Genomic DNA, 11,285 nt, shown 5'->3' on the forward strand with positions numbered 1-11,285 from the left:
GGCCCGGACGCCTACTTCACGCCGAGGATCTGCTCCACCGGATCGATCGCGAAGTACACCAGGAACAGCACCGACACGCCCCACAGCAGCCAGTGCACCTCCTTGGCCTTGCCGAGGACCGACTTGATGACGACGTAGGCGAGGAAGCCGGCGCCGATGCCGTCCGTGATCGAGTAGGTGAACGGCATCGTGGCGATCGTCAGGAACGCCGGGATGGCGATCTCGTAGCGGTCCCAGTCGATGTGCTTGACGTGGGTCATCATCAGGAAGCCGACCGCGATCAGCGCGGGCGCGGCGGCCTGCAGCGGGACGATCGTCAGCAGCGGGGTGAGGAACAGCGCGAGCCCGAAGAGGCCGCCCGTGATCAGGTTGGCGAACCCGGTGCGGGCGCCCTCGCCGACGCCGGCCGCGGACTCGATGTAGGCGGTGTTGGAGGAGGCCGAGCCCAGACCGCCGGCCACGGCCGCCGCGCCGTCGATGAACAGCACGCGGCCGATGCCCGGCACCTGCCCCTGGTCGTCGAGCAGTCCGGCCTCGGCGCTGATGCCGACGATGGTGCCCATGGCATCGAAGAAGTCCGACAGGATCAGGGTGAACACCAGCAGGACCGCGGTGAGGACACCGGCCTTCGCGAAGCCGCCGAACAGGCTGAAGTGACCGATGAGCCCGAAGTCGGGCGTCGAGACGATCTTGTCGGGCACGTGCGGGGTGGTCAGGCCCCAGCTCTTGATGTCCGCGATCGCGTCGATGACGATCGCGACGACCGTCATCGTCACGATGCTGATCAGGATCGCGCCCTTCACCTTGCGTGCGAGCAGCGCGATGGTGAGCAGCACGCCGACGCAGAAGACCAGCACGGGCCAGCCGGTGAGCCGCCCGACGGCGCCCAGCTGCACCGGCACGGTGGTGTCGGCGGCGTCCGGGATACGGCTGACGAACCCGGCGTCGACGAAGCCGATGAAGGCGATGAACAGGCCGATGCCGACACCGATGGCCTGCTTGAGCTGCTGCGGGATGGCGTCCATGATCGCCTTACGCAGCCCGGTGACCACCAGGACGCAGATCACGATGCCCTCGATGACGACCAGGCCCATCGCGTCGGACCAGCTCATGATCGGGGCGAGCTGGAAGGCGACGACGGCGTTGAGGCCGAGGCCCGCCGCGATGGCGAGCGGCAGATTGCCGCCGACGCCCATGATCACCGTCATCACGCAGGCCACCAGGGCGGTGGTGGTGACGAGTTGGCCGGTGTCGAGGGTGTGGCCGAACTTGTCCTTCGCGCTGCCCAGGATGATGGGATTCAGGACAAGGATGTAGGCCATCGTGAAGAACGTGGCGAAGCCGCCGCGTATCTCCCGGCCGAAGGACGATCCCCGCTCGGAGATCCTGAAGTACCGGTCGACGCCGTTCGCCGCTGGTGGTGAGGCACTTGGCCGGTCGGCCGTCGTCTCGGTGTCGGTCATGGCGGATGCTCCTCGTCGCCGGGCGGATCAGTGTGCGGATGCTGGCTGGATTGTTCCCCCCTTGAACAGGTTTCAGGTTTTCCCCGTGTTACGGAATGTCATCTCCATGACATACGCAGGGAGGTCCGTCCCGTGGGCACTGTCGTCGACGACGCGGCCTCCGTGGAGTTCCACGCCTTCTTCGAGCGCCACTACGCCGAACTGTCCCGCATCGCTCATCTGCTGACCGGCGAGGCGGACGCCGCCGACGATCTCGCGGCCGACGCGCTGCTCGCACTGTGGCACCGCTGGGACCGGGTGCGCACGGCCGACCACCCCGTCGCCTACGCCCGCGGAGTCGTCGCCAACCTGGCCCGCACCCGCATCCGCAGCGCGGTGCGCGAGCGCCGGCGGATCTCGCTGTTCTGGTCGCAGCGCGAGGAGAGGACCGAGAACCCCGACATCGCGGGCGTCGTCGACGTGCAGGAGGCCCTGCGCAGGCTGCCGTTCAGAAAGCGGGCGTGCGTGGTGCTGCGGCACGCCTTCGACCTTTCGGAGAAGGACACCGCCCTCGCGCTGGGAGTCTCCGTCGGAACGGTGAAGTCCCAGACGTCCAAGGGGATGGCCGAGTTGCAGCGGCTGCTGGGCGCGCAGGGCGAGCCCCAGAAGGTGCACGCGGCGATGGCGCCCGGCGGGCGGACCGATGGAGCGGACCGATGAGGCGGCAGGACGTGCACGCCGAACTGCGCGCCCGGCTGCACGAGGCGGGCGAGGCGCACGAGCCGGACCGGGACGCGATGCTGGCCCGGATCGAGCGGGGCATGAGCGGGAACGGCCGCGCCGGCCAGCGGGAGACGCGTGCGCCGCTGTGGGGCTGGGCCCGGGTGGCGGGTGCCACGGCCGCGGTCGCGGGGATGCTCGCGGCCGGCGGCTACGCGGTGGCGTCCGCGGTGAAGGACGACACTCCCCCGCAGCGGCAGACGGTCGCGGTCTCCCCGACGCCCACGCCGTCATCGCAGGCGACGAGACGCGCGCCCGCACCGCCGGTGGACCCGGCGCCGACGCCGACGTCCTCGGCGGGCACGTCGCCGAAGGCCCACGACGGCGCGAGCGGCACCCCCTCGGCCAAGCCCCCCGCCTCCGCGCCGCCGTCCGCCGACGCGGCGACGGACGGCCCGCTGTGGTCGGACGGCTCGGTGGACCCGCACAGCAACGACTTCTGGGCGCAGAGCGACCTCACCCTGCGGACCGGCGGGCAACTCACCGCGCTCACCGTACGGTTGAGGATCGCGCAGACCGGCGGTGTCAGCTCGGCCGGCGCCTGGCGCTCCCTGCCCGAGCAGGACTTCGACCTCACGATCGGCGAGCGCGACGGCTTCCTCGTCTACACCTGGGTGCTCAGGAAGGGCCGTACGGTTCCCCAGGGCGAGTGGGTGTTCGCCGGGCAGTACGACCACCGGCGGGGCGGCCGGGACGCCGGGGACGACGGCTACACCGTCACGGCCACGGCGGACGGCGCGCGGCGCACGGTGGGCGGCGGCTTCGCGGGCGGCTCGTAAAAAATGTTGCGGGGCCCGGCAACCGTTTCCCCGGCAGCGGCGACTTAGAAGCACATGGACCTGTCGGCCTGAGCCCCCCTCGGCCGGCAGCCGCCGATCGAGCCCCCCTCGTCGGCGACAGAGCGCCCCCGCCGGTCGAGACCGGCGGGGGCGCTTCGCGGTCCTGGGGGCGCGGGACGCTCGCCGACCGGCTGTGGTTCGCCGCGGAGGGTACCCTTCAGCCCGTCGGGCCGGCCCTCGAGCCGGTCCGCCCCCCGCGCGGGCTCAGCCGACGAAGTACGTCGGGTTCGGCAGCTTGTACTTCTGGTCGGCGTAGCCGCCGTCGAGGTCCGAGTACTGGTCGCCGAAGTTGGCGATGATCTCGTACCCGAGGTCCTGCTCGATGTGCTTGCGGGTGCCGGACTTGTACTGCACGGTCGTGCAGGTCCAGGTGCCCGGGGTGGCGCACGCGCTCAGGTACGACGGCGGGTTGGCCGCGTCCTTGAGGAACATGTGGCCGGCGTCGAGGTTGACGTCCGCGCCGATCTTCTTCAGGTTCAGCACGGCGGCCGTGCGCTGCGCCTCGCTGAGGCCCGAGTTGTAGAAGACCTCGACCCCCTTCTTCTGGGCGTACTGCACGAGTTCGGGGCTGCCGAAGACCTCCGGCCGGTCGGCCTTGTTCACGTACGCGGCCCAAGTGGCCGAGTTGTACGTGTAGTTGTACCGCTTCTCGTAGTCGAGGCTGAGCAGCAGCGTGTCGTCGATGTCGAATACGACCGCGGGCTTCTCGCCGTGGTGGTGGGCCTTGCGCGCCGCCTTGTCGATGTACTGCCTGGCGGCGGAGTCGATACGCGCCAGGTCCTTGGCGTACGGACTGGTCGGCGACGCCTGGTACACGCCGTCGGCGTCCGCCGCCGTGCCGTAGTAGGTGTCGATGTCCTTCACCAGGAGCCCGATGTTGTAGGGCTCGTGGGTGGAGTTGGCCGTGGACTGTCCGGCCGTGGCCGCACCGGCGCCGTAGAGAGCGCCGCCGGCGAGGGCACACGCTGCGGCGATCGCCGCGATACGCAGTGGCTTATGCATGACAGGTTTCTACGCGCGTCATGCTGCTGGGCGCGAGACCGTTGCCCGATCGATATCTCCATGTCGGGTAAAAAACGGGTCAAGCGCCCCGGAGCGGACAGTTCCGGTTCAGTTCATCGTCGCGCCGATGGTGGTGCTGCCCGTCGTCAGGAACGTGGTCGTGGGCAGCGTGCCGCTCGAGCCGCGCGCGTTGTATGTGCTGCTCGCGTCCGTCGACTTGAAGGCCGGCGTCGCGATCCCGGAGTCCCAGTTGTTGCCGGCCGAGGTGACCGAGGAGCCCTTGCTGACCGAGCCGCTGCCGTTGCCGACGGCGAGGTTCTTGCCGAGCCTGGCGGAGCTGGTGGCGAAGTAGTGGCCCCAGCTGCCATTGGCGTAGGCCGTGGTGCGGTTGATGGCGATCGCGCCGGTGTTGGAGTTCTCGGTGAAGCCGTTGCCCGCGTTGCCCCAGGCCGCCGAGTTGTTGACGACGTGCGCCACCACCTCGCCGTCCCCGCCGAGTTTGTAGCCGTTGCCGTCGCCCGCGAAGGCCGGGTCGGACCAGCGGTTGACGCCGTTTCCGAAGGACCAGGTGTGCTCGACGGTGACCGGCGAGGAGAAGGACCAGAAGTCGATGCCGTCGTCGGAGTTGTTGTAGAGCCGGGCGCCGGTGACCAGGTTGCCGCTGCCCGAACCGAACTTGACGGCGATCCCGTCGGCGTTCTCGCCGTGCTCGGCGGCGTCGTAGTTGCCGTAGGAGTCGATGTTCTTGACCGTGTTGTTCACGGTGCCGTCCCCGGTGAGCGTGAAGCCGGAGTCGCCGCCGTCGACGGTCTTGATGTTGTTCCAGTTGGTGCCGGTGCAGGACTGGCAGACGACCGCGCTGTCCGGGGAGTTCTGGAAGGTCATGTCGGAGACGTTCCAGTAGTCGGCGGTCAGCTTGAAGATCCAGTCGCCGGCGGGGAGGTTCGAGCCGTCGATCTTCACCGTCTCGGAGCCGTACACGGTGAGCGTGATCGGCGACGACGAGGTGCCGTTGGCCGTGGACTGCAGCGTGGCCGTCGGGTAGTAGGTGCCGCCGCGGACCTGGATGACGGTGCCTGCCGTGGCGTTCTTGACGGCGTTGGTCAGGTCGGTCGCGTTGCTGACGACCACGGTGGCGGCCTGGGCCGAGGTGGGTAATGCGGCCAGGCCGGCGCCCGCGGTGAGAACGGCGAGGGCGGTGAGGGCGGTCCTGATGCGTCGCATGGGGGCACAAGTCCCTTTCTTCGTAGGGGAGTTCACAGGACGGCGTCGAGCCGGGCGAAGACCTCGTCCTGCCTGGGCCGGGTGAAGACATGGCCGATTCCGGAGGAAGTCCTGCTCGGGCAGCGGTCCGTCCACGACCGCCGCGCCCACCGGTTCACGGGAGTTCATACGGCCTCCAGTCCCGGAGGTACGCGCGCGGGGTGTGCGCCGTCGCCTCCTGGGCGCTCAGCTGCGGCCGGTTCTCCGGCACGGAGATCACCGCGCCCGGGCCCGAGTTGCGGTACTCGCGAAAGCGCATGGACTGCCAGGGATAGGCGTCGCGCATATTGGTGTACAGCGCGGCCGCGTCGATGCCGGGCCCGATCCAGGTGTCGCGGACGACCAGGGAAGGCCAGTCCGGCGTCTCGTACGAGGGCACCCAGGGGCGGGCCAGTTCGTACGCCCCGTCCTCGGCGCCGGAGGTGACGCGGGAGCGTACGGCGAGGATGCCGTGCGGGTTGGCGCGGGCGGTGGAGGGGGCGAAGACCATGCCCTTGGGGGTGAAGTCCACGTCCCGCTGGAGGGTGTGGAAGCGGCACTGCTCGAACACCGCGGTCGCCCGCCCGAAGACGAAGTCGACGTCGCCCTCGATGTGGCAGTGGCGGAAGTACTGGCGGTCGAAGGTGTCGAGCGCGGTCGTGTCGGCGAAGAGGGTGTCCTGGTGGGCCGGCAGCCGGACGTTCTCGAAGCGGGTGCGGTCGCCGCGGACGTAGGCGGCCACGGCCTGGGTGCCGGTGATGTCCGGATGGTCGGCCCGCAGCCAGTCGTTGGCCAGGGTCAGGTCGCGGACGGTCAGCCCGGGCGCCGCGGAGGTGAAGGTGGCGGAGCCCGCGGTGCCGTAGGTGGTTCCGTCGGGCTTGACCGTGCCGTTGGCGCGGGCGAAGACGATGACGGTGGCGCGCGGGTCGCGACCGGCGCCTCGGATCGTCAACTCGGCTTTGTCCGCGGGCACGTCGACCACCTCGCGGTACGTCCCCGGGTGCACGACGATCGTCGTGCCGGGTCCGTCGGCCGCGTCCACGGCCGCCTGTACGGAGTCGCCGGGGCGGACGTGCAGGACCTGGCGGGCGCCGGCGGACGCGGACCCGGCGCCGAGCGCGGTCAGCCCTGCCGTGAGTCCCGCCAGGACGGTGCGGCGGCGCATGTCAGCAAGTCTCCTTCCACGGTGTCCAGTCGCCGAGGTAGGAGGTGCGGGTCGCCGACTCGGCCTGTTCGGCGGTGAGTTGGGGCCTGTTCCCGGGGACGGAGATCACGGCGCCGGGTCCGGTGTTGCGGTACTCCGCGAAGCGCTGGTCCTGCCACGGATAGGCGTCCGACATGTTGGTGTACGGAGCGGTCGCGTCGATGCCGGCGCTCAGGCGGGTGTCGCGGACGACGAGGCCCGGGCGGGCCGTGGTGTCGGAGCTGGGCACCCAGGGGCGGGCCAGCTTGTAGGCCGCGTCCGGGGCCTCGCTGCTCACGCCGCTCCGCGTCACCAGGTAGCCACGCGGGTTGGCGCCCGCCGTGGAGGGCGCGAAGACGAAGCCGTACGGGGCGGCGGCCAGGTCGGTGCGGTTCAGGGTGCGGAAGTGGCACTGCTCGTAGACCGCGGTCGCGCGCCCGAAGACGAAGTCGACGTCGCCCTCGGCGTAGCAGTGGGCGTAGTACTGGCGGGCGAAGGTGCCGAGCGCCATGGAGTCGGCGTACAGGGTGTCCTGATGGCCGAGGAAGCGGCAGTGGGTGAAGGCGCTGCGGTCGCCCTGCACCTTGACCGCCACCGCCTGCGTCCCGCCGATGTCGGGGTGGTCGGCGCGCAGCCAGTCGTTGGCGAAGGTGATCCAGCGGGCCGTGAAGCCGTCCGCCTGCACGGTGGTGGTGGCGGATCCGGTGGTGCCGTAGGTGCCGCCGCCGGGCTTGGCGGTGCCCGCCGCGCGGTCGAACACGATCACGACGTCGCGGGGGTCCTCCGAGGCGCCGATCCAGGTCGCCTCGGTACGGCTGGCGTCGAGCACGACCGTCTCCCGGTAGATGCCGGGCGCGAGGACCAGGGTCCAGCCGCTGCCGGCCGCCGCGGTGACGGCGGCCTGCACGGTGGTGAAGTCGCCGCGCGCGTGCGGGTCGACGTAGAGCGTCGTGGGGGTGAGGCGGCGCTCCGGGGTGCCGAAGCGGCCGAAGGGGCGGGGTTCGCCGGCGGCGTGCGCGGGGACGGACGCGAGGCCGAGCGCGGCGGCCGCCCCGGCACTCGCCAGCAGGAAACCCCGTCTGGACAGCGGTGGTCGGGGGTGGGGCGAGGGCATGCGGGTGCTCCTTCGCGAGGTGACTGGGGTCAGGGCGGCCGGGGCGACGGAGCACCCCGGCCGGTGTGTCAGCGCAGCTTGCCCGCGCCCGCGCGGTGGTCGACGATCCCGGGGACGGCCTTCACCGGGTCGATCTCGGTGCGCAGCGTGGGCGTCCAGCCCGCGCCCGAGCGCAGGACCTCCGTGGGCACTTCGGCGTTGTGGACGGCGATCAGATCGGTCGGCACGCCGTTGACGTAGTTGTCGTCGGCGGTCAGCGGCGAGTCGTTCCACCGCTTGAGGACCGTCCCGGCGCCGATCCCGGCCGGCAGCGTGAACGCGTTGTGCTGCGCGACGAGTTGGGACTCCATGCCGACGCCGTAGCTGTAGCCGTAGCCGTCCTTCGCCACGAAGTGGTTGTTGTAGGAGTCGACCTGCCCGAAGCGCACGCGCGGCGCCCGCTCCACCAGGTTCGAGAACAGGTTGTGGTGGAAGGTGACCTTGAGGTGGCCGCGGTCGACAGCGGCCGTGGAGGCGCTGTCGCTGTTGCCGATCAGGATCGTCTTGTCGTGGTCCGCGAAGACGTTCCAGGAGGCCGTGACGTAGTCGGCGCCCTTGACGATGTCGAGTTCGCCGTCGTGCTGCTCGTAGATGCGCCCGTAGTAGGACGGCAGCGTGCTGTCGGGGTGGTCGCCGTCGGTGAACGTGTCGTGGTCCATCCACACGTGTGTGGAGCCGTAGACGACCGCGCTGTCGTACTCGGAGTTCCAGTTGCCGTCTGCGGTGTCGGTGGGGTCCCACTGCGGGAAGCAGTCGAGGGGGCTCTCGAAGGTCAGGTTGCGGACGATGACGTTGTCGACGTCCTTGATCTGCAGGCTCGCCCCGTTGAAGCCGGCGTTCCTGCCGACGCCGACGATGGTGGTGTTGGCGGGGACGGACGCCTTGATGTAGGCGTCCTGGTTGACGGCGGAGGCACGGCGCAGGCCCTCGGGGCTGTCGTCGGGCTCGGCGTCCAGGTTCTTGTCGTGGCCCCACACGGCGGGGTCGTACTTCGCGAGATAGGCGTCGAAGTCGTAGCCCGGTACCTGGAACGAGGCGCAGCTCGGCCCGTCGGCGTCGATGGTCCCCTTCACCTTGATGATCTTCGGTGCGCTGCCGCCGTCGGCGAGGGCGGCCTTGAAGCCGTCCCAGTCGGTGACGGTGTAGACGTGCGCGGCGTGGGCGGCAGCGCCGCCGGTGGTGCCGGTGCCGTGGGAGCCCCAGCCGTCGTTCGCGCCCAGCACCTGCCGGGCGGCGTCGCGGGGCCGGGGGTGCGCGGCGGCCGTCCCCGTGACGCCGAGCACGAGGGCGGTGCAGCCCACGATCGACGCTATGACGCGTCCATGACATATCTGTGTACGCACTGTGCGGCTCTCCTTGGTTACGCGACCGGGGCGCCGGTCGCCTCGGGCCAGGTGATCCAGGACGTCGGAATGTCGTCGTGCAGCCGGACGACGTCCCGCGGCGCGAGCACCCGGGTGCGCAGCAACTCCCGCGCCACGAGCCGCGCCACGGCGATCGCGCCCGGCGGATTGAAGTGCGTGTTGTCCTGCTCGGTGGCGGTCCAGTTGAAGTAGACCTTCGTCTCCTCGACGCCGAGTTCCTGCCAGAGCGCCAGCGACAGGGCCTCGATGTCGAGCAGCGTCACCCGCTCCCGCGCCGCGAGCGCACGCATCGCCGCCGGATACTCGCCGTGGGTCGGCACGGCGTTGCCGTCCGCGTCGAACCTGCGGCGCTCGACGGGCGTGGAGAGCACGGGCCGGGCGCCGTGCGCCCGCGCGCCGTCGAGGTACTGCCGCAGGTAGTCCTGGTACGTCGTCCACGGCTCGGTGTAGCGGGCAGGGTCCTCGCTCTTCTCGTCGTTGTGCGCGAACTGGACGAGGAGGAGGTCTCCCGGCCGGATCAGTTCGAGGATCGCGTCCAGCCGGCCCTCGTCGACGAAGCTCTTCGAACTCCGCCCGTTCACCGCGTGGTTGGCGACGACGAGGCCCTTGCGGAGAAAGAACGGGAGCGCCATGCCCCATCCGGTCTCGGGAGCGGCGTCGGCGTATTTCTGGGCGGCGGTGGAGTCGCCGGCGATGTGGAGCGTGCGGTGGCGCTGCGCTGCTCGTGCGGTACCGGCACTCGCGAGGGCGAGAGGAACGGCTGCGGCGACGGCCGCGGTGACCTGTCTTCGGGAAAGGGACAACACCCTGCACCTTTCAGGCTTTTGTCTTGTGTCTTTTGTTTTTCAGGGGCGCGGGGAACTGCGCGACCGGCCACAACCGGCCGGCAGTCCCCCACAACGCAACCACCCGAGATCAGTGGTTCTGCTTCCAATCGGCCTGCGCCTTGTTCAGCTGATCGGCCAGCAGATTCAGAAAGTCCTTCGCGCTCATCTTCCCGAGCAGCACCTTCTGGAAGTTCGGCTCGTTGTCGGCCTTGGAAATGGTGTTCCAGTCCGGCAGGTAGTAGGGCAACTGCACGATCTTGGTGTCGCCCCCGTTCAGCGCGGCGGCGGCCAGCTTCGTGGGCTCCGCCTTCTGGATCCACTCGTCGCCCGCGGCGTCCGTGTTCGCGGGGATCTGCCCGGCGGACTCGTTGAATTTGGAGTTCTCCTCGCGCGAGAGGGCGAACTCGATGAACTTCCAGGCCGCCGCCTTGTTCTTGCTGGACTTGAACAGGCTCAGCCCGTCGACCGGGTTGGAGATCTGCACGCGCGTGCCGTCGGCCTGCGTCGGGTTCGGCAGACCCCGGAACTTCTCCGCGCCCAGCGCCTTGAGATGGTCCTGGTACGAACCGAGGTTGTGGCTCAGCATTCCGATGGTGCCGCTGTCCCACTGGGCGACCATCTTGGTGAAGTCGTTGTTGACGTCGGCGGACGGGGTGTCCTTCTTGTAGAGCGCGACGTACTTCTGCAACGCGGCCACGTTCTTGGGGTCGTTGACCGTCGTCCTGTCGCCGTTCCAGAACGACGCGATCCCGCTCTGGCTGTACGCCGCGTCCAGCGCCGGGGCGATCGAGCCCTCACCGCCGCGAATGGTGAACCCGAACTCGTTCTTGCCCTCGTTCGTGAGCTTGTCGGCGGCCGTGTAGAACTTGGCCCACGTCGTCGGCGCGTCCAGGCCGGCCTTCTTGAACAGGTCGGTGCGGTACCACAGGGTGCCGTTGTTGGACGACGTCGGGATCTGGTAGAGCTGGTCGCCGCCGCCCGCGGCCTTGCTGCTGTCCACCAGGTTCTGGTTGAGCTTGTTCTTCAGCGGGCTCTTGGCCAGCCGGCTGTCCAGCGGCTCCAGCGCGCCCTGTACCCCGACCTCGGCGAGCATCGCGGTGCCCACGCCGCCGACGTCCGGCAGTCCGCCGCCCTGGATGGCGGTGTCGTACTTGGACTGGGCGCTCGCGGCGGGAATGCCGACGTAGTTGACCTTGATGTCCGGGTTCTTCTTCTCGAAGTCGGCGATGATCTCCTTCCAGATGTCGGTGCGGACACCGCCGTTGTTGTCCCAGAAGGTGATCTGGCCCTTGCCGGAGCCCTCGTTGCCCTTGTCGCCCGCGCTTCCGCTGCCGTCGTCGCCGCAGGCGGTGGCGGTCAGCGCGAGCACGGAGCCCAGGGCGACGGCGACGGCCGCGCGCCTGCTTCTGCGGATGCTGCTCTTCATTGGTCGGCTCTCTTCTTATGGACGGAC

At 69.8% G+C, this 11,285-nt stretch carries 10 protein-coding genes; 2 read left to right on the top strand and 8 right to left on the bottom strand.

All coding sequences use genetic code 11. The features are described 5' to 3' along the window. Positions 1-11: 11 nt before the first annotated feature. A complete protein-coding gene (locus tag ACGFYN_RS24795; RefSeq protein WP_393868031.1) occupies positions 12-1,463 on the bottom strand; it encodes an NCS2 family permease in 1,452 nt (483 codons plus the stop codon). A gap of 132 nt (positions 1,464-1,595) precedes the next feature. Between ACGFYN_RS24795 and ACGFYN_RS24800 the strand changes: the two genes are divergently transcribed. Together ACGFYN_RS24800 and ACGFYN_RS24805 are read left to right on the top strand one after the other, a co-directional pair. Beyond that, complete coding sequence (locus tag ACGFYN_RS24800) at positions 1,596-2,162, top strand: SigE family RNA polymerase sigma factor (protein ID WP_393868032.1); 567 nt, start codon at positions 1,596-1,598, stop codon at positions 2,160-2,162. Continuing rightward, positions 2,159-3,001, top strand: a complete 843-nt coding sequence (locus tag ACGFYN_RS24805) for a hypothetical protein (RefSeq protein ID WP_393868033.1) — start codon at positions 2,159-2,161, stop codon at positions 2,999-3,001. The genes ACGFYN_RS24800 and ACGFYN_RS24805 overlap by 4 nt, the downstream gene beginning before the upstream one ends. A 264-nt stretch (positions 3,002-3,265) precedes the next feature. Here ACGFYN_RS24805 and ACGFYN_RS24810 read toward each other — a convergent pair whose 3' ends face one another. From ACGFYN_RS24810 to ACGFYN_RS24840, 7 genes are all read right to left on the bottom strand, one after another. Continuing rightward, positions 3,266-4,063 (bottom strand): HAD family acid phosphatase, encoded by a 798-nt coding sequence (locus ACGFYN_RS24810; RefSeq protein ID WP_393868034.1) that lies wholly within the window; start codon positions 4,061-4,063, stop codon positions 3,266-3,268. A 108-nt stretch (positions 4,064-4,171) separates the two neighbouring features. After that, positions 4,172-5,287: a chondroitinase-B domain-containing protein gene (locus ACGFYN_RS24815; RefSeq protein WP_393868035.1), complete on the bottom strand. Its 1,116-nt coding sequence runs from the start codon at positions 5,285-5,287 to the stop codon at positions 4,172-4,174. Positions 5,288-5,441: 154 nt separating this feature from the next. Then, the gene (locus ACGFYN_RS24820; RefSeq protein WP_393868036.1) at positions 5,442-6,470 is read right to left on the bottom strand and encodes a pectinesterase family protein; all 1,029 of its coding nucleotides are present in this window, start codon (positions 6,468-6,470) and stop codon (positions 5,442-5,444) included. Between the two features lies 1 nt (position 6,471). Continuing rightward, entirely contained in the window at positions 6,472-7,602 is a 1,131-nt protein-coding gene (locus tag ACGFYN_RS24825; protein WP_393868037.1) for a pectinesterase family protein, read from the bottom strand. Between the two features lie 68 nt (positions 7,603-7,670). Next, positions 7,671-8,984: a polysaccharide lyase family 1 protein gene (locus ACGFYN_RS24830; RefSeq protein WP_393868038.1), complete on the bottom strand. Its 1,314-nt coding sequence runs from the start codon at positions 8,982-8,984 to the stop codon at positions 7,671-7,673. A 17-nt stretch (positions 8,985-9,001) separates the two neighbouring features. Continuing rightward, positions 9,002-9,808 (bottom strand): rhamnogalacturonan acetylesterase, encoded by an 807-nt coding sequence (locus ACGFYN_RS24835; protein ID WP_393868039.1) that lies wholly within the window; start codon positions 9,806-9,808, stop codon positions 9,002-9,004. Positions 9,809-9,920: 112 nt separating this feature from the next. After that, positions 9,921-11,258 (bottom strand): ABC transporter substrate-binding protein, encoded by a 1,338-nt coding sequence (locus ACGFYN_RS24840; RefSeq protein ID WP_393868040.1) that lies wholly within the window; start codon positions 11,256-11,258, stop codon positions 9,921-9,923. Positions 11,259-11,285 lie beyond the last annotated feature (27 nt).

Source organism: Streptomyces sp. NPDC048419, from assembly GCF_043200415.1.
Taxonomy (GTDB): Bacteria; Actinomycetota; Actinomycetes; order Streptomycetales; family Streptomycetaceae; genus Streptomyces.